16 protein-coding genes are annotated in these 18,754 nt (G+C 70.7%); 8 read left to right on the top strand and 8 right to left on the bottom strand.

The window, feature by feature from the left end; translation table 11 throughout:
• Window positions 1-3: 3 nt before the first annotated feature.
• Together OG542_RS30170 and ybaK are read left to right on the top strand one after the other, a co-directional pair.
• A complete protein-coding gene (locus OG542_RS30170) occupies window positions 4-744 on the top strand; it encodes an LON peptidase substrate-binding domain-containing protein (RefSeq protein WP_311125182.1) in 741 nt (246 codons plus the stop codon).
• Window positions 745-755: 11 nt separating this feature from the next.
• Window positions 756-1,259 (top strand): Cys-tRNA(Pro) deacylase, encoded by a 504-nt coding sequence (ybaK, locus tag OG542_RS30165; protein ID WP_328414887.1) that lies wholly within the window; start codon window positions 756-758, stop codon window positions 1,257-1,259.
• A 101-nt stretch (window positions 1,260-1,360) separates the two neighbouring features.
• On the opposite strand, the gene OG542_RS30160 is transcribed toward ybaK, so the two are convergent.
• From OG542_RS30160 to OG542_RS30145, 4 genes are all read right to left on the bottom strand, one after another.
• Entirely contained in the window at window positions 1,361-2,071 is a 711-nt protein-coding gene (locus OG542_RS30160) for an AAA family ATPase (protein WP_328414885.1), read from the bottom strand.
• A gap of 56 nt (window positions 2,072-2,127) precedes the next feature.
• Complete coding sequence (locus OG542_RS30155) at window positions 2,128-2,949, bottom strand: ABC transporter permease (protein WP_261682964.1); 822 nt, start codon at window positions 2,947-2,949, stop codon at window positions 2,128-2,130.
• Between the two features lie 107 nt (window positions 2,950-3,056).
• Window positions 3,057-4,031, bottom strand: a complete 975-nt coding sequence (locus OG542_RS30150; RefSeq protein ID WP_328414883.1) for an ABC transporter ATP-binding protein — start codon at window positions 4,029-4,031, stop codon at window positions 3,057-3,059.
• 123 nt (window positions 4,032-4,154) lie between these two features.
• On the bottom strand, window positions 4,155-5,366 hold the full coding sequence (locus tag OG542_RS30145; RefSeq protein ID WP_311125186.1) for an NYN domain-containing protein: 1,212 nt from the start codon (window positions 5,364-5,366) through the stop codon (window positions 4,155-4,157).
• 222 nt (window positions 5,367-5,588) lie between these two features.
• On the opposite strand from OG542_RS30145, the gene OG542_RS30140 reads away from it, so the two are divergent.
• Window positions 5,589-5,753 carry a hypothetical protein gene (locus OG542_RS30140; protein ID WP_328414881.1) on the top strand — a complete coding sequence of 55 codons (165 nt, stop codon included), beginning with the start codon at window positions 5,589-5,591 and terminating at the stop codon, window positions 5,751-5,753.
• A 126-nt stretch (window positions 5,754-5,879) separates the two neighbouring features.
• Here the strand turns inward: OG542_RS30140 and dnaE are convergent, their stop codons facing one another.
• Window positions 5,880-9,419, bottom strand: coding sequence for a DNA polymerase III subunit alpha (gene dnaE / locus OG542_RS30135; protein ID WP_193480851.1), 3,540 nt, complete (start codon window positions 9,417-9,419; stop codon window positions 5,880-5,882).
• A 216-nt stretch (window positions 9,420-9,635) separates the two neighbouring features.
• On the opposite strand from dnaE, the gene OG542_RS30130 reads away from it, so the two are divergent.
• The 4 genes from OG542_RS30130 (at window position 9,636) to OG542_RS30115 (ending at window position 14,415) form a co-directional block, all read left to right on the top strand.
• A complete protein-coding gene (locus OG542_RS30130; protein WP_328337963.1) occupies window positions 9,636-10,961 on the top strand; it encodes a DUF2252 domain-containing protein in 1,326 nt (441 codons plus the stop codon).
• An 81-nt stretch (window positions 10,962-11,042) separates the two neighbouring features.
• Window positions 11,043-11,747 (top strand): hypothetical protein, encoded by a 705-nt coding sequence (locus OG542_RS30125; protein ID WP_311130269.1) that lies wholly within the window; start codon window positions 11,043-11,045, stop codon window positions 11,745-11,747.
• Between the two features lie 86 nt (window positions 11,748-11,833).
• A complete protein-coding gene (locus OG542_RS30120) occupies window positions 11,834-12,652 on the top strand; it encodes a thioredoxin domain-containing protein (RefSeq protein WP_311125188.1) in 819 nt (272 codons plus the stop codon).
• Window positions 12,653-12,744: 92 nt separating this feature from the next.
• Window positions 12,745-14,415 carry an alkaline phosphatase D family protein gene (locus OG542_RS30115; RefSeq protein WP_328414878.1) on the top strand — a complete coding sequence of 557 codons (1,671 nt, stop codon included), beginning with the start codon at window positions 12,745-12,747 and terminating at the stop codon, window positions 14,413-14,415.
• An 18-nt stretch (window positions 14,416-14,433) separates the two neighbouring features.
• Here the strand turns inward: OG542_RS30115 and OG542_RS30110 are convergent, their stop codons facing one another.
• On the bottom strand, window positions 14,434-15,003 hold the full coding sequence (locus tag OG542_RS30110; RefSeq protein WP_328414875.1) for a dienelactone hydrolase family protein: 570 nt from the start codon (window positions 15,001-15,003) through the stop codon (window positions 14,434-14,436).
• A 107-nt stretch (window positions 15,004-15,110) separates the two neighbouring features.
• Between OG542_RS30110 and OG542_RS30105 the strand changes: the two genes are divergently transcribed.
• Window positions 15,111-16,235 carry a mechanosensitive ion channel family protein gene (locus OG542_RS30105; protein ID WP_193480550.1) on the top strand — a complete coding sequence of 375 codons (1,125 nt, stop codon included), beginning with the start codon at window positions 15,111-15,113 and terminating at the stop codon, window positions 16,233-16,235.
• Between the two features lie 64 nt (window positions 16,236-16,299).
• Here OG542_RS30105 and OG542_RS30100 read toward each other — a convergent pair whose 3' ends face one another.
• Entirely contained in the window at window positions 16,300-17,040 is a 741-nt protein-coding gene (locus OG542_RS30100; RefSeq protein WP_311125191.1) for an SDR family NAD(P)-dependent oxidoreductase, read from the bottom strand.
• 55 nt (window positions 17,041-17,095) lie between these two features.
• Window positions 17,096-18,682, bottom strand: coding sequence for a Na+/H+ antiporter (locus OG542_RS30095; protein WP_311125192.1), 1,587 nt, complete (start codon window positions 18,680-18,682; stop codon window positions 17,096-17,098).
• Between the last annotated feature and the right edge of the window lie 72 nt (window positions 18,683-18,754).

The following is an 18,754-nucleotide window of genomic DNA, read 5'->3' as shown; positions in this document are numbered from 1 at the left end:
GTCGTGACCACCGTCCGGCTCCCCCTCTTCCCCCTGAACTCGGTGCTGTTCCCGGGGCTCGTGCTCCCGCTCAACGTCTTCGAGGAGCGGTATCGCGCCATGATGCGCGAGCTGCTGAAGACCCCGGAGGACGAGCCGCGCCGATTCGCCGTCGTGGCGATCCGTGACGGCCACGAGGTGGCCCCGAGCGCGCCCGGCATGCCCGACCCGACGGCCGTGCCCGAACGGGGCCCCCTGGCCGGTTTCGGCGCGGACCCGGTCAAGGCGTTCCACAAGGTGGGCTGTGTGGCGGACGCGGCGACGATCCGGGAGCGTACCGACGGCTCCTTCGAAGTGCTGGCGACCGGCACCTCCCGGGTGCGGCTGCTGTCCGTCGACGCCTCCGGCCCCTTCCTGACGGCCGAGCTGGAGACGCTGCCCGAGGAGCCCGGCGACGAGGCCGCGCCGTTGGCCGAGGGGGTGCTGCGGTCCTTCCGCCAGTACCAGAAGCGGCTGGCCGGCGCGCGGGAACGCTCCCTGGCGACCGGTGCCGAGCTGCCCGACGAGCCGGGCGTGGTGTCGTACCTGGTGGCGGCGGCGATGATGCTGGACACCCCGTCCAAGCAACGCCTGCTCCAGGCCCCCGACACGGCGTCCCGCCTGCGCGACGAGCTGAAACTCCTTCGCTCGGAGACGGCCATCATCCGTAATCTGCCGTCGTTGCCGGCGTCGGAACTGACGCGCGGCCCGATGAGCCTCAACTGAAGCGGACCGGCATGGCGAAGAAGTCGAAGAAGCAACAGCAGCCCGGGGGCACGCCCGCCACGGTCGCGCTCACGACGGCGGGCGTGGATTTCACCGTCCACTCCTACGACCACGACCCCGCCCACCCCTCCTACGGCGAGGAGGCGGCCGAGGCGATGGGCGTCTCACCGGACCGGGTGTTCAAGACCCTGGTGGCGGACGTCGACGGCACACTCACGGTCGCCGTGGTCCCGGTGGCGGGCCAACTGGACCTGAAGGCCCTGGCCTCGGCCGTCGGCGGCAAACGCGCGACCATGGCCGACCCGACACTGGCCGAACGCACGACGGGCTACGTCCGCGGCGGCATCTCGCCCTTGGGCCAGCGCAAGAGGCTCCCGACGGTCCTCGACGAGTCGGCCTCGTCCCACCCGACGATCTGCGTCTCGGCGGGCAGGAGGGGCCTGGAGGTGGAACTGGCACCGGAGGCCCTGGCCAAGCTGACGGAAGCGGTCCTCGCTCCTGTCTCGCGCGCTTAGCCTGCGGGCAATCGCGCCGCTGGGGCGGCACGGGTGGGCGCAGGCGGCACCCCGCCACGCCGGGCCGCGGACCCACCCGCCCCAGCACCAACGCCGAGCACCTACGCGGCAGGCGGTGCCTCATAAGGCCCGTGCCCGTGCTCGAACTCCGGCTCCGGATCCCGGGGCCCGAACAGCGCCGTGAGCCCCAGATGCAACACCAGCGCGGCAAGCGGCCAGGCCAGCAACGCCCCCTTCGCGCCCAGCTTCAGCGGCGCGGAGAACGTCACACCCCGCCCCGCATCCCTCGCCCGCGCGATGACATCCTCCGCGGGCCCGAGCCACACCCCGAGCCGCCACGCCAGCAACGACCCGAGCAGCCCGCCGACAGCCAGCCCCACCACCAGCGGCACACCCCCGCGCCGCCGCAGCAGGAACACGGCCAGCGCGCTGACGGCCCCGAACCCCAGCCCGAGCAGGGTGAACGTGCCGTCGACCCCTACGCCCTGCTCGCCCTCGGTGTCCTTCAGGTAGACGACCCAGTTGCCCTCGACCACGTCACCGATCAGCGGCACGTGCGGCGCGAGCCACCACCACAGCACTCCGAGCAGCACTCCGCCGAGCGCGACGGCCAGCGAGATCACGGCGGCTTCCCGCACTTCGGTCTTCATGCCGGGGCCGTCCTGTCCGTACCAGCCGTGCCCGGCGTACTCGGCGTGCTGAGACCCGGGAGCCTGGGGCTCGTTCGCCCCGGGCCCGGAGGCCGGCGGCGGCCACGCATCCTGCGCGGAACGTTCATGCGGTGGCGGTGGCGGAGTCAGCGGTGCGGTCACCCTGCCATCGTGCCAGTCCCGCCTGCGCGGCGCGTCACCGGACGACCGCTCCGCGCTCACCGGACGGCCGCCCGGCGGTACGCCCAGGTCGCCACGGCCAGCGAGACGACGCCCACCACCCCGCACACGGCGAGGTCACCGAGCACGAAGGCCCAGTCGGGATGCGGCCCGAACGTCCGCGCGAAGGCCTCGACCCCGTAGGTCGACGGCAGCAGATCCCGCGCGAAGCGCACGACCTCCGGCATCCGGTCCGCCGGCAGCACGCCCAGCAGCAGCGCCGCCGACATGCCCAGCTGTCCGAGCAGCGTGGCCAGCTCCGGCCGGGGCGCGAGCAGCCCCAGCGCCGCCCCCAGTCCGGCGAGCGCGGCGCCCGCGAGCGGGATCACGGCCAGGAGGACCCACAGATGGGCCAGCGGCAGCCCGAACAGCGCGCAGCCGAACACCGCCGTCACGATGGTCCCCGGCACGGTGAAAGAGGCGTACGCGCCCGCCGCGCCCAGCACCACCGCGGCCGGCGGCACCGGCAGGGTCGCGTAGTGGTCGAGTCCGCCGCTGGCCCGCAGCTGCCCGAAGTACTGCGCGAGCAGGTTCAGCGCGACGAAGGCGACGACCAGGACCGACGACCCGGCGACGACCGCCTGCGCCTCGGCGCCGTCGTCCACGACCCCGCGCATCAGGATCATGATCCCGATCGACTGGAAGGTCGCCACGAACAGCAGCGGGATCCGCGCTACCCGCGCCCGGGACAGCTGTGCCCGGTACACGGCCGCCAGCGAGGGCCACAGCCGTGCCCTGGGCCCGAGCTCGGCCGCGCACGCGGCGGGCTCCTCCACGGCCAGGGCACTGCCCGGCAGGACATCGGCGGGTACGACACTCACGTCGCGCTGCTCCCCTTCGCTCGGGTCCACTGCGGCAGTCGCCCTGTTCGGTACGTATGCGGCGGCCTGTGTACTCAAGCCCCCCGCCCCCAGGGCCCCGGTACTCCTCACGCCTTCACCAGCCCCTGCTGCACGGCACCGCCCAGGGCCAGGTACACGTCCTCCAGGCTCGGCATGGCCAGCGTGAAGTCGTCCAGGGCGGCGAAGGCGGCCCCGCCGGTGACGGTGGCGACGACCGCCCGGGCCTCCTCGGGTCCGAGCCGGAGCGTCCAGCGGCGGCCCGACTCCACGACGCGGTCCCGCAGCGCGGCCACCTCGGGGACGTGCAGCGGCGCCGCGTCCCGCCACAGCAGGTCCACCCGCACCTCACCGGCGACCTGTTCCTTGAGCCCGGCCGGGGTGTCGCAGGCGATCACCCGCCCCCGGTCGAGGACGGCCACCCGGTCCAGCACCGTCTCGGCCTCGATGACGTTGTGGGTGACGAGCAGCACGGTCGTCCCGCGCTCGGCCCGTCGCCGGTCGACGGCGGACCACACGGCCCGCCGCGCCACCGGGTCCATGCCGGAGGTCGGCTCGTCGAGCACGAGCAGCGACCGCTCCCCCACCAGCGCCGCGGCGAAGCACGCCAGACGCCGCTGGCCCCCGGAGAGCTTCTTCAGCGGCCTTCCTGCCAGGGGCGCGAGGCCCAGCTCGTCGAGTACGTCGTCCCGCTCGGCCCGCGCGGCCCGTACGTCCAGGCCTCGCAGCCGCCCGGTGGTCTCGGCGGCGAGCGACACGGTCAGCTCGTCGAGGGCGGTCGACTCCTGCCCGAGGTAGGCGAGGATGCGTGCGGCCCGTTCCGGGTGGCGCACGATGTCGTGCCCGAGGATCTCCACGCTGCCGCGGTCGGGCCGCATCAGCCCCGTGAGCTGCCGTACGAGGGTGGACTTGCCGGCGCCGTTCGGCCCGAGCAGGCCGAAGATCTCGCCGCGCCGGATGTCCAGCCCCACGTCGTCCGTGGCCCGGACCTCGGGAGTTCCCGGTGCGCCGCGCCGGCCCCGGACCGCCGGATAGGTCTTGGTCAGCCCGCGGACCGCGCACACGACGTCACCATCGTGCCGAAATGCCTGTGCCGCGCGCTTACTCACAAGGGACGAGACTACGGGGTCGGGAAGCCCGGCCGGCTCTCGGGTCGGTCCATTCCGGGAAATCCGCTCGCAAGGATCTCAGTCGCCGACGGGCGTGTGCTCCACGCCCGTGCGCACGCCGATCTCCCGCCAGAAACCGGCCCGGATGGCGTACCGGTCCCGCTCGTCGATCTGGTCGTCCTTGTGGGCGAGCAGGCCGAAGCGGGCGGCGTAGCGCAGCAGCTCACCGTCGACCCGGTGCGGGATGCGCGGGTACATCCCGGAGAGTTTCGGCAGGTGACCCTGGTCGCCGAGGCGCTCCACCCAGCGCCGCGCGAAGACCTGCCCCACCTCGTACGGGTCGCCGCCGACCGTGGTGATGTCCTCCTCGCGGTCGGCCCACCGCTGCTCGGCCGTGGTCAGCTGGGCGAGCGTCGGCATCGAGGCGGCTTCTGGGGGCTCGGCCGTGGGCCGGTCGACCCAGCCCTTGTCGGAGGACCAGCGGAGGGTGGCGGAGGCGGGGGGCTGGGCGGGCTGGGTTCCGGGGGCGCGCAGGGCCGCCAGGTCTTTGGGTGTGGGGACGCCTTTGGGGGCGGGGACCCGCTCCTCGGTGCCGTTCTGCCCGGGGCCGGCCGCCGGGTGCGGGGTCGGCTGGGCGGGCCGCTCGGCCGTGGCGGCGAGCGAGGACTCGGGCAGCGGCGCGGAGAGGATCGCGGCGATCTCGGGCCGGGGCACGGGCTGCGGCGCGCACACGCCGGGGTACTCCTTGGCGCGGACCGCCTTGGTGATCCACGTCCGGTCCAGGACGCGCCGCTCGTCGGCCTCGGCCACCAGGTCCTCGGACTGGTTGTAGTCGCCGTCGGCGGCCTGGACGGCCCACAGATGCACGGCGACGCCGTGCTCCTTTGCGGCCATCATGCCGGGCAGCAGGTCGCCGTCGCCGGTGACGAGGACGACGTCGGAGCAGGCGCGGTTGCGGGCCAGCTCGGTGAGCTCGGCGTGCATCGCGGCGTCCACGCCCTTCTGCGCCCAGCGGCCGTCGCTGCGGGTCAGTGCGCCGAGCCGGACGGTGACCCGGGGCATCACGCGCAGCCTGCGGTGCTCCGGTTGCGGGACGCGGTCGGGGGCGCCGTCGAACCAGTAGATGCGCAGCAGGGGCTGCTGCGTATCGGACTCGGCGCGTTCGCGCAGCCCCTGGATGAGGGCCGTGTGGTCGACGGTGATGCGGGACCGGGAGGGCTCGCCGGCGAGGAGACTCGCCGCGGCTCCCAGCAGATACCCCGCGTCCACCAGGACGATGCAGCGGTCCACACGACTCACCCTCTTCCCAGGAGGTTTGCTTCGGGCTTGCTTCGAGTCTGCCCGACGGCGCGGAGGTTAACGGCCGGAACTCGATCTTCGGCGTGGCGTTTCGGGAGTTCCCGCTCCGACCAGCCCTGTCACGCACGGTAATTGTCCGACATGCGATCGTTGTCGGCCTGTGTGAATCTGGTCCCGGCCCTGGCCCCTAGATCCCCCACAGGAGGCACCACCATGGCCAAGAACAAGAACCGTGAACGCAAGCAGCGTCCCACCGAGCGTGGCCAGCGGGCGGACCGCAGCCCCGCGGCGCAGACGGAGCCCCAGCTCGAGGTCGAGGTGGCCGCCCCCGGCGACATGGCGACCCGTAAGCGGAAGCGCAGCTTCGGCCACAACTGACATCTGCGTGACGGGTCGTTGAGACCCACCGGCTTGCGCATATGCGTGAGGGGCGTACCCGGTACCGGGTACGCCCCTCACGCGCATCGGGAGCCCTCCGTCGGCCCGCTCCCTGAAGCCCCTGTCTCAGCCGGCCAGGCAGGACGGCCCGAGCAGCACCTTCAGGTCGCCGAAGAGCGCCGGGTCCGGCTTCACCCGGTGCCGGTCCAGACGCAGCACGGTGGTCTTGGTCGGCCCCTGGAGCTTGATCCGGACCTCGCTGTCGCCCTTGTGGTGACTGAGCACCTCGCCGAGGCGGCTGACCAGCGGCGGGGTGACCCGGGTGGCAGGGATGGTGAGGATCACGGGCGCGTTGGTACCCGCGTTCGACAGGTCCGGCACCATCAGCTCCATCGCGACGAGCCGCGGCACGTCCTCCCGCTTGTCGAGGCGGCCCTTGACGAACACCACGGCGTCCTCGACGAGTTGGGTCGAGACGAGCTGGTAGGTCGCGGGGAAGAACATGCACTCGATCGAACCGGCGAGGTCCTCGACGGTGGCGATGGCCCAGGCGTTGCCCTGCTTGGTCATCTTGCGCTGCAGGCCCGAGATGATGCCGCCGATGGTCACCACAGAGCCGTCGGAATAGTCACCGCCGGTCAGCTGGGAGATGCCCGCGTCCGCCTTGTCGGACAGGATGTGCTCCAGACCGAACAGCGGGTGGTCGGAGACGTACAGGCCGAGCATCTCCCGCTCCTGGGCGAGCAGATAGGTCTTGTCCCACTCGTCAGGGGAGAACTCCACGTCAAGCCCGAAGCCGGGCTCGCTGGTCTCGGCCTCGCCCATGCCGCCGAAGAGGTCGAACTGGCCCTCGGCCTCCTTGCGCTTGACCGCGACCACGTTGTCGATCATCGGCTCGTAGTGCGCGGTCAGACCCTTGCGGGTGTGGCCCATGGCGTCGAAGGCACCGGCCTTGATCAGCGATTCGGTGGTGCGCTTGTTGCAGACCACCGCCTCCACCTTGTCGAGGTAGTCCGGGAAGGAGACGTACTTCCCCTTGGCCTTGCGGCACCTGATGATCGACTCGACGACGTTCGTACCGACGTTGCGGACGGCGGAGAGGCCGAACAGGATCACGTCGTCGCCCTGGGCCGCGAAGTTGGACATCGACTCGTTGACGTCCGGCGGGAGCACCTTGATGCCCATGCGGCGGCACTCGTTGAGGTAGACGGCCGACTTGTCCTTGTCGTCCTTCACCGAGGTGAGCAGGGCGGCCATGTACTCGGCGGGGTGGTTCGCCTTGAGATACGCGGTCCAGTACGAGACCAGGCCGTACGCGGCGGAGTGCGCCTTGTTGAACGCGTAGCCGGCGAAGGGGACCAGCACGTCCCACAGGGCCTGGATGGCCTCGTCGCTGAAGCCCTTCTTGCGGGCGCCCTCCTGGAAGAGGACGAAGTTCTTCGCCAGCTCCTCGGGCTTCTTCTTGCCCATGACGCGGCGGAGGATGTCGGCCTCGCCGAGCGAGTAGCCGGCGATGATCTGGGCGGCCTTCTGCACCTGCTCCTGGTAGACGATCAGGCCGTGGGTGACGTCCAGGACCTCCCTGAGGGGCTCCTCGAGCTCCTTGTGGATGGGCGTGATGTCCTGCTGGCCGTTCTTTCGAAGGGCGTAGTTCGTGTGGGAGTTCATGCCCATCGGGCCCGGGCGGTACAGGGCCGACACGGCGGAGATGTCTTCGAAGTTGTCCGGCTTCATCAGCCGGAGCAGCGAGCGCATCGGGCCGCCGTCGAACTGGAACACACCGAGGGTGTCGCCGCGCTGGAGCAGTTCGAAGGTCGTGGGGTCGTCGAGCGGGAGGCTCAGGAGGTCGATGTCGACCCCCTTGTTGGACTTCACCATCTTGACGGCGTCGTCCATGATCGTCAGGTTGCGCAGGCCGAGGAAGTCCATCTTCAGCAGGCCGAGCGACTCACAACTCGGGTAGTCCCACTGGGTGATGGTGACCTTGTCCGTGTGCCTGACCCAGACGGGGACGTGGTCGGTGATCGTCTCGCTGGACATGATCACGCCGGCGGCGTGCACACCCATCTGACGGACCAGGCCCTCGACGCCCTTGGCGGTGTCGATGACCTTCTTCACGTCCGGCTCGTTCTCGTACATCCCCCGGATCTCGCCCGCCTCCGAGTAACGGGGGTGCTCGGGGTTGGTGATGCCGTCGAGGTTGATGCCCTTGCCGAGGACGTCGGCGGGCATGGCCTTGGTGAGGCGGTCGCCCATCGCGTACGGGTAGCCCAGCACGCGCGCCGAGTCCTTGATCGCGTTCTTGGCCTTGATGGTGCCGTAGGTGCCGATCATGGCGACCTTGTCGGCGCCGTACTTCTCCGTCACGTACCGGATCACCTCGACGCGCCGGCGCTCGTCGAAGTCGATGTCGACATCGGGCATGGAGATGCGCTCGGGGTTGAGGAACCGCTCGAAGATCAGGCCGTGCGGGATGGGGTCGAGGTCGGTGATGCCGAGGGCGTAGGCGACGATCGAGCCGGCCGCGGAGCCTCGGCCGGGGCCGACCGCGATGCCCTGCTTCTTGGCCCACATGATGAAGTCGGCGACCACGAGGAAGTAGCCCGGGAAGCCCATCGAGATGATGGTGTCCATCTCGTACTCGACCTGCTTCATGCGGTCGTCCGGGATGCCGTCCGGGAAGCGGCGCTGCATGCCGCGCAGGGTCTCCTCGCGGAACCAGCTGACCTCCGTGTACCCCTCCGGGATGTCGAACTTGGGCATGAGGTCGCGCTTCTCGAACATGCCCGTGGTGTCGACCATCTCGGCGACCAGCCGGGTGTTGGCGCAGCCCTCCTGCCAGGCGTCCGAGGAGTCGATGGCGTACATCTCGTCGGTGGACTTCAGGTAGTAGCCGGTGCCGTCGAACCTGAAGCGGTCGGGGTCGGAGAGGTTCTTGCCGGTCTGGATGCACAGCAGGGCGTCGTGGGCGGACGCCTCGTGCGAGTAGGTGTAGTGCGAGTCGTTGGTGACCAGCGGGGGGATGCCGAGCTTCTTGCCGATCTCCAGCAGGCCGTCGCGGACCCGGCGCTCGATCTCGATGCCGTGGTCCATCAGCTCCAGGAAGTAGCGCTCCTTGCCGAAGATGTCCTGGTAGTCGGCGGCGGCCTTGAGGGCCTCGTCGAAGTGTCCGAGGCGCAGCCGGGTCTGGACCTCGCCGGAGGGGCAGCCCGTGGAGGCGACGATGCCCTCGGACCACTGGGAGATGGTCTCCTTGTCCATCCGGGGCCACTTCTGGAGCCAGCCCTCCGCGTACGCGTCGGAGGACAGCCGGAAGAGGTTGTGCAGGCCGGTGCCGTTCACCGCCCACATCGTCTTGTGGGTGTAACCACCGGAACCGGAGACGTCGTCCCGCTTCTGGTGCGGCTGGCCCCACTGGATCTTGCGCTTGTTGCGTCGGGACTCGGGCGCGACATACGCCTCGATGCCGATGATCGGCGTGACCCCGGCCTTCTGCGCCGTGTGGAAGAAGTCGTACGCCCCGTGGAGGTTGCCGTGGTCGGACATGGCGATGTGCGACATGCCCATCTCGTTGCACGCGTTGAACATGTCCTTCAGCCGCGCGGCACCGTCCAGCAGCGAGTACTGGGTGTGGACGTGCAGGTGCGTGAACGGCGGCTTTGACACGGTTTCGGCCTCCAGGGAGAACTTCGGTCGAATGGGGCCCGACAGGCTGCGCACAGTCTGGGGGGACAGCGTCGAAGTCTATGCCTCGGCACTGACACTCCGAGGGCTGACCCGCGTACCTTCGAGCGAGGGTTCGCGGGCACTCCCGCTGCCCGCCGCACGTTAGTCAAGGGGCGGAACCACCGCCCTGAAATCTGCACCAGGAGGCACCCAGCGATGTCGTTCCCGCCGCTCGACGACGAGCACCGCGGTGAGGAGATCCTCGCCGTCTTCGACACCGCCTTCGGCCAGCTGCTGGCCGCCGACCCCGCCGCGTTCCGTGTGAAGTTCCGGAAGATGGCGGCCTCGGCCTTCGCCTTCTACCGGGGCACGGCGTGCCTCTTCTACAAGGACCTCGACGCGGAGAAGCGGGGCGGACCCTACCTGGACGAGCGCACCTCGCGCGTGTGGATCCACGGCGACCTGCACGCGGAGAACTTCGGCACGTACATGGATGCGAACGGCCGGCTGATCTTCAACGTCAACGACTTCGACGAGGCCTACGTCGGCCCCTTCACCTGGGACCTGAAGCGCTTCGCCGCGTCCATCGCCCTGATCGGGTACGCGAAGGCGCTCAGCGACGAGCAGATCTCCGAGCTGGTGACGATCTACGCGGTCGCCTACCGCGAGCGGATCCACGCCCTGGCCACGGGTGCGAAGAGCGACGAGGTGCCGCCGTTCACGCTGGACACCGCGCAGGGCCCGCTGCTGGACGCGCTGCGTGACGCCCGCTCGCTGACCCGGTTCGGCCTGCTGGAGTCGATGACGGAGATCCGCGACTTCGAGCGCCGTTTCGCGCCGGGCGGCGGCTCCGTCGAGCTGGACGCGGCCACGCGCTACAAGGTCCTCGCCGCCTTCGACGGCTACCTGGAGACGCTGCCGGACAGCTCGCTGGCCCGCCCGGACTCCTACCGCGTGAAGGACGTCGTCGGCCGGCGCGGCATCGGCATCGGCTCGGCGGGGCTGCCGTCGTACAACATCCTCCTGGAGGGCCACAGCGACGCCCTGGAGAACGACGTCGTGATCTACATCAAGCAGGCCCAGACCCCGGCCGTCTCCCGGCACATCACGGACCCGTCGATCCGCGACTACTTCCAGCACGAGGGGCACCGCACGGTCATCTCCCAGCGCGCCCTCCAGGCCCACGCCGACCCGTGGCTCGGCTGGACGGAGCTGGACGGCTCGGGCCAGCTGGTCGCCGAGGTCTCGCCGTACGCGGTGGATCTCGACTGGGGCGACATCGACGACCCGGAGGAGATCGCCCAGGTGGTGGCCGACCTCGGCCGGGCGACGGCCACGATGCACTCGGCGGCGGACGACCAGTCCGGGGAGTCCCTGGTGCCGTTCTCCACGGAGCGGGCCATCGACGCGGCGATCGCGGCCGACGAGGACGGCTTCCCGCCACTGCTGGTCGACTTCGCGCACGGCTACGGCGCACGCGCGCGTGCCGACCACCAGACCTTCGTGGACCTGTTCCGCAACGGCCGGATCCCGGGCCTGTAGCCGGGGCTTTTGCCATCCGCTCACCCACAGGCATCCTTTAGGGGTCCCTTACAGGCCCCCATGACAGACTCTCCCTTCGCTATGGACATATCCGGGATCCAGCTCAGAGCCGTACGCGCGGCGCTGTTCACGGCAGTGGTCGTGACGCTCAGCACCGCGTCGCACGTGCTGCTGTCCCAGGTCCCGCTCCCGCTGGGCACGGTGGCCGCGGTCGCCGCCGCCGTGTTCGTGATCGCGTACGCCCTGGCGGGCCGTGAGCGCTCCTTCGGGAGGATCGCGGCCCTGCTGATCCCGCTGGAACTGGCCGCCGACACGGTCTTCACCACAGGTCAGCACGCCTGTTACGGCAGAGCGGGCGGCCCGGTCGCCGGTCCGTTGCGTTCGGTCGGCCTGGACGTGCTGTGCGGGGGCGGCGAGGTCGGTACCCCGCTGGCGCGGATGGCCGGGGCCACCGGCACCGACCGGCTCGCGGCCGCGGTCGCGCACGCCGACCCGGCCACCGCCTGGCTGCTGCTCGGCGCGCACATCGGCGTGGGCCTGGTCGCCGCCTTCTGGCTGCGCCGCGGCGAGCGGGCGCTGGCCCGGCTGCTGCGGGCCGTGGCGGCGGCGGTCTCCACAGGGGTCCGGCCGCTGCTGCTGGCAGTCGCCGCGGTCGCGGTGGAGCGGGCACCGGCCGGGCGGTGTCTGCCGTCGCGCGCCGCCGACCGCACGCCCAGCGCCCGCGACCGGATTCTCGCGTACTCCCTGGGACGGCGTGGACCGCCGTGCTCGCCCGCCTTCGTCTGAGGCGCTCCCGCACCTTTCGAGCACAGGCAGTCCCCCTACACATTCCGCACACCGCGTGTGCGCGTCCCCCTACGGAGAACATCACCATGAGCAAGCGGAACAGCCAGGCGGCGAAGACGGCGGCCCGCGAGCGGCTGCGCGCCGAGCGCGAGCGCGAGGCCAAGCGCGCGAAGGTCAAGCGGCAGATCGTCGTCGCCTGCTCCATCGTCGGCGTCCTGGCGATAGCCGGCGGCATCAGCTACGCGGTCGTCCAGGCCAACAAGCCCAGCTACTGGGAGGGCCAGAAGGACGCCAAGGTCGTCACGCCGGCCAACACCACGGGCGCCAAGGGCACCACGGTCGTCATCGGCAAGGACTCGGCCAAGAAGACCCTGAAGGTCTACGAGGACCCGCGCTGCCCCGTGTGTGCCCAGTTCGAGCAGACCGTCGGCCCGACCGTGAAGAAGGACATCGACGACGGCAAGTACAAGATGCAGTTCGTCGGCGCCACGTTCATCGACAACAAGGACAACGGCGAGGGCTCCAAGAACGCGCTGAGCGCCCTGGGTGCCGCGCTGAACGTGAGCGACGCCGCGTTCCTCGACTACAAGGCCGCGCTGTACTCGGCGAAGTACCACCCCGAGGAGACGACCGACGAGTTCAAGGACGACAGCTACCTCATCAAGGTCGCGAACACCGTCCCCGAGCTGAAGAACAACAAGAAGTTCCAGGACGCGGTCGAGAAGGGCACCTACGACGCCTGGGCGATGGCCATGTCGAAGACCTTCGACGACAACAAGGAGGGCGTGAAGGGCACTCCGGGCTTCAGCATGGACGGCAAGCAGCTCACCGCCGACAGCCAGGGCACGCCGCTGATGACCGTGGCCGACTTCAACAGGGTGGTCGGCGAGGCCCTCAAGAAGTGACGGCGGGTCCGGTACGGGCCACACCGTGAAGAGCGGGCGAACTTCCGGAGTTCGCCCGCTCTGGTGCATACCGATCAGTAACCTGATCGTCCGTGACCAGTCGATACAGATCATCGAAGACGTCCGAGGGCATCAACTCCCTCACCCCCCGCCGCCGTACGGTCGTCAAGGCCGCGGCGGCGACCGCTGTCCTGGCCGGGCCGCTCGCCGCCTCCCTGCCCGCGCGCGCCGCCGACCAGACTCCCGCCTTCCTGCACGGCGTCGCCTCCGGTGACCCCCTGCCGGAGGGCGTCCTGCTGTGGACCCGCGTGACCCCCGTCCCGGAGGCGATACCCGGCTCCGGGCTGGGCCCGGACACCGAGGTGAGCTGGGTCGTCGCCGAGGACCGGGCGTTCACCACGATCGTCGCCAAGGGCTCCACCACCGCGACGGCCGCCTCCGACCACACGGTGAAGGCCGACATCCGGGGCCTCAGGCCGGCCACCGACTACTGGTTCCGCTTCTCCTCCGGCGGCACCGACTCCCCCGCCGCGCGCACCCGCACCGCCCCGGCGGCCGACGCGGCCGTCACGAACCTCCGCTTCGGCGTGGTCTCCTGCGCCAACTGGGAAGCCGGTTACTTCTCCTCGTACCGCCATCTCGCGGCCCGCGGCGACCTGGACGCCTGGCTGCACCTCGGCGACTACGTCTACGAGTACGGCACCGGCGAGTACGGCACGCGCGGCACGGTCGTACGCCCGCACGCCCCGGCCCACGAGATCGTCACGCTCGCCGACTACCGCATCCGGCACGCGCGGTACAAGACCGACCCGGACCTCCAGGCCCTGCACGCCACGGCCCCGGTCGTGGCGATCTGGGACGACCACGAGTTCGCCAACGACGCCTGGCCGGGCGGTGCCGAGAACCACACGGAGGGGGCGGAGGGCGCCTGGTCCGCCCGCCAGGCCGCCGCCAAGCAGGCCTACTTCGAGTGGATGCCGGTGCGTCCGGCGATCGCGGGCACCACCTACCGCCGGCTGCGTTTCGGCAAGCTGGCCGACATCTCGCTGCTGGACCTGCGGTCCTTCCGCTCGCAGCAGGTCAAGGTGGGCAACGGCGAGGTCGACGACCCGGACCGCACGCTCACCGGCCGCGCCCAGCTCGACTGGCTCAAGGCGGGACTGCGGGCGTCCGACACCACCTGGCGGCTGGTCGGCAACTCGGTGATGATCTCGCCGTTCGCCATCGGCTCGCTCTCCGCCGACCTGCTGAAGCCCCTCGCCAAGCTGCTCGGCCTGCCGCAGGAGGGCCTGGCCCTCAACACCGACCAGTGGGACGGCTACACCGACGACCGCCGCGAGATCCTCGCCCACCTGCGCGCGAACGCCATCCGCAACACGGTCTTCCTCACCGGCGACATCCACATGGCCTGGGCCAACGACGTACCGGTGGACGCCGGCACGTATCCGCTGTCCCCGTCCGCCGCCACGGAGTTCGTCGTCACCTCGGTCACCTCGGACAACCTCGACGACATCGTCAAGGTCCCGGAGGGCACGGTCTCCGCGATCGCCTCGCCCGTCATCCGCGCCGCCAACCGGCACGTCCACTGGGTCGACACCGACCGCCACGGCTACGGCGTCCTGGACATCACGGCCGAGCGCGCCCAGATGGACTACTACGTCCTGTCCGACCGCGCGAAACGCGACGCGACCGCCAAGTGGGCCCGCTCCTACCGCACCCGCAGCGGCACACAGAAGCTCGAGCGGGTCCACGACCCGGTGTGAGCCCCGGGTAACCGTCGCCTACAGACTGTCGAGGAAGCCGAGCGCCACCCGCCAGGTGGCCTCGGCGGCCTCCTCGTCGTAGTCCGGCAGGTCGGGGTCGGTGTAGAGGTGGCCGGCCCCGGCGTACCGGTACACCTCGACGTCCGCGCCGGTCCGGCCCATCCGCAGATACCAGGCGCTGAGCCAGTCGTCCGTCTCGAAGGGATCCGGCTCCGCCACATGCAGCTGGACCGGCAGCTCGTCCGCCGTGACATCCGGCGCGATGTCCGACGTGCCGTGCAGGAGCAGCAGCCCGCGCGCCTTGTCGTCGCCGAGGGCGAGGGTCTGGGCGATCGAGGCGCCGAGCGAGAATCCCGCGTACACCAGGCCGCGCTCGGAGTAGGGCGCGGCCGCCAGCACGGCCCGCTTCAGCAGCTCGTCCTTGCCGATCTTCTCCTGGTGCTCCATGCCCTCCTCGACCGCCTCGAACGTGCGCCCCTCGAAGAGGTCGGGCGTCCACACCTCGTGTCCGGCCGCGCGCAGCCGGTCAGCGGCCTGGAGCACCGCGGGCCGCAGCCCCTGGGTCGAGTGAAAGAGCATGATGTTCATGGAGCCATGGTGCCAGCCAGGTGTGACAGCGCCAGATCGCGGCAGTACCCACGACCGGACGGAAGTCACATGTTCATGCCTGCCGTGAGCCGGTTAGGTTCGGGGGCATGGAAAACCTGCTGCGACCGCTGATCGTGGTCGGTGGCTCGGTCGTGCTCACGCTCGTGATCGCCTGGGCCACCGACTTCCTGCTGCGCAAGGCCGACGAACGGCACCACGAGACCCCGCTGTGGGGTCTGCTCCGCCGCGGCCGCATCCCCTACCAGCTCGTGCTCTGCGCGGCCCTGCTGAGAGGCTTGTACGACGAGGCGCAACTGCTTCAGAGCCGCGACGAGGGCGTCGGCCGGGTACTGACCCTGGTGCTGATCGGGTCGGCCGCCTGGCTGGTGATCCGTATCGCGGCGGCGATCGTCGAGACGTCGTACAGCCGGTACGCCAGTGCCCGGGCCCACCGCGACCCGGCCAGGGTCCGCCGGGTGCGCACCCAGGTGACGCTGATCATGCGGGTGGTGTCCGCGGTCGTCGGCGTGGTGGCCGCGGCGAGCATGCTGCTGACGTTCCCGGCGTTCCGGGCGGCGGGCGCCTCGCTGCTGGCCTCGGCCGGCATCCTCGGCATCGTCGCCGGTGTCGCCGCCCAGTCCACGCTGAGCAACATGTTCGCGGGGTTTCAGATCGCCTTCGGCGACATGGTGCGCATCGGGGACACCGTGGTGGTGGACGGCGAGTGGGGCACGGTCGAGGAGATCACGCTGACGTTCCTGACCGTCCACACCTGGGACGAGCGCCGGATCACCATGCCGGTCTCGTACTTCACGTCCAAGCCGTTCGAGAACTGGTCGCGCGGCACCCCGCAGATGACCGGCATCGTCTTCTGGCACGTCGACCACACGGCCCCCGTGGACGCGATGCGCGAGAAGCTCCGCGACATCCTGCGCGAGTGCCCGGCCTGGGACGGCCGCGCCTACAACCTGTGCGTCACGGACACCACCCCGAGCACCCTGCAGGTGCGGGCCCTGGTGACGGCCAAGGACGCGGACGACATCTGGACGGTGCGGGTCGCGGTCCGCGAGCAGATGGTCCGCTGGCTGGCCGACGAGCACCCGTACGCCCTCCCCCGGGTCAACACGGCGGACGCGCTCCTGCCGCCGTCCTGGAACGGCCACCGACCGTCGCAGGACGGCGTCCCGCCCCAGCAGCGCCGCTACCACGGCTCGGCGAGGCCGGAGCGCTGAGGACGCCGACAAGCAAGCTGACAAAGAGGGCTGCCCGTACCGCGGGCAGCCCCCTTCCCGGCGGTCAGTGACCCCGTTCGGCGCCGCCGTTGACCTGGATGATCTGGGAGGTGATGTGCCCGGCACCCGAGGAGGCCAGCCAGTGCAGGGTCTCGGCGACGTCCCCGGGGGTCCCGGCCCGCCCGTTCGAGGTCTCGCCGACGAGCCGCGCCCGCCGCTCCTCGCCCATGGCGTCCCCGAAGAACTCGGTGTCCTCGACATAGCCGGGCGCGACCACGTTCACGGTGATGTCCCGCGGCCCCAGCTCCCGGGCCAGGTCATGGACGTAGGGATGCAGGCCGGCCTTGGCCGCCGCGTACGCCCCGCTCCCGGATCCCCGGTAGGCGGCGATGGAACCGAGGAACAGCACCCGCCCGCCGGGCTCGGCGAGCCGCGGCTTCAGAGCCTCGGTGAGCAATACGGCGGTCAGGGTGTTGAGCCGGAAGTTCACGGTCCAGTTGTGCGCGACGGCTTCGAGCGGATCGTCACCGCCGGCGTCCGGTTCGAGCAGCCCACTGCCTCCGGCACTGTGCACGAGCACGTCCACGGCTCCGAACTCCCGCTCCACGAACGCGGCCACACCCCGCACGTCCGCCGGCTCGGTGAGATCCGCCGCATACGTCCGCGCCCCCGGCACTCCGGCCTTCTCCAGCACATCGGCCCGCCGCCCGAGCAACAGGACCTGATCCCCGCCCGCGGCGAACGCCCGAGCCGCCGCGAGCCCGATCCCGGTCCCTCCACCACTGATCACAACATTCCGAACCATACGACGACCCTACGACCCGTCAGACGCCGACGGCAAAGACCCCGCCGGGAACAACTCACCGCATCGACCGCACATCAAGATGCCGCAACACCCGGTCCACGACCTCCGGATCGGCCCCCGGCTCACTCCGCGCCGCCAGCACCTCGTGCCGCGCCGCACTCAGCATCTCCTGCTGGATCCGCCGCACCCGCTTCAGCCGCCGCGCGCGCTCCCGGGAGGCCTCCCGCCGCTCATCCTCCGCGACCTCGGGACTGATCCGCACCCCGATGTCGAAGGCCCGCCGCAACATCTGCTCGGACAACTCCTCCGGGAGCTCCTCTTGCTCCTCGATCTCGCGCAGCCTCCGCTTCGCCGCCTTGGACGCCCGGATCGCCAGTTCCTTCGCGAGTTCCTTCTCCTGGTCCCTGTCGGCCTTCACGCCCAGCCGCCGCACCAGCCACGGCAACGTCAGCCCCTGCACCACCAGCGTCGCCACGATCACCCCGAACGCGATGAAGATGAGCTCGTCCCGGTTGGGGAACGGCGCCCCCGCGTCCGTCTCCAAGGGGATGGCCAGCACCAACGCCACCGAGGCCACCCCGCGCATCCCCGACCACCACATCACCACGGTCTCGCGCCAGCTCACCGGGATGTCCTCGTCGTAGTCCCGCCGCGCGTGCAGCCGTTTGGTGAGCCAGGTCGCCGGCAGCAGCCACAGCAGCCGTACGAACACGACGACGACCACCACCACCGCCGCCCAGCCGAGCAGCTCGCCCCACCGGCCGGACGCGGTGCGAATGGCGTTGTGCAGCTCGAGACCGACCAGCCCGAACGCGACGCCGGTGACGAGCGTGTCGACGATGTTCCAGAACGTGTGTCCGGCCAGCCGTGTCATGACGTCGTCGGCGTCGGACCCGTACTCCGCGAGGAACACCGCGGTGGTGAGCACGGCGAGCACTCCGGACCCGTGCAGTTCCTCGGCCATGACGTACGAGGCGTACGGCACCAGCAGGGTCAGCCCGATCTGCAGGGTCGCGTCCCCGAGCAGATCCATCAGCTTGTTCGCGCCCCAGCCCAGCGCGATGCCCACGGCCGCACCCACCACTGCCGACAGCACCAGATCGAGCCCGGCCTGCCAGGGCGAGAACGTCCCGCTGACGGCGGCGGCGATCGCCACGTGGTAGAGGACGATGGCCGTCACGTCGTTGAACAGCCCCTCGCCCTCCAGGATCGACACCAGCCGGCGCGGCAGCCCCAGCTGCCCGGCGACGGCGGTCGCCGCGACCGGGTCCGGCGGCGCCACCAGCGCACCGAGCGCGAACGCCGCGGCGAGCGGCAGCCCCGGCACGATCGCGTCGGCCGCGGCGGCCACGCAGGCCATGGTGACGAACACCAGCGCCACGGCCAGCAGGAAGATCGGTCTCTTGTTAGCCGCGAACTGCCGCCATGAGGTGCGCCGCACGGCGGCGTACAACAGGGGCGGCAGCAGCAGCGGCAGGATGAGGTCCGGCGGGATCTCGACGTTCGGTACGAAGTCGAGCAGCGCGAGGACTATGCCCAGGAGCGTCATCAGCACCGGCGCGGGCACCCGCAGCCGGTCCCCGACCGGGACGCTGATCACGGCCCCGAGCAGCAGCACGAACAACAGGGCCAACTGATCCACGGTCAGCGCTCCGGGAGGTCAGACGGTCATACGACTGAACTCAAGCCTGCCACGCAACTCCAATGACAAACC

Source organism: Streptomyces violaceus (genome assembly GCF_036014075.1).
Classification (GTDB): Bacteria; Actinomycetota; Actinomycetes; order Streptomycetales; family Streptomycetaceae; genus Streptomyces; species Streptomyces violaceus.
The sequence above is the reverse complement of the archived record's forward strand: the minus strand, read 5'-3'. Positions and strand labels throughout refer to the sequence as shown.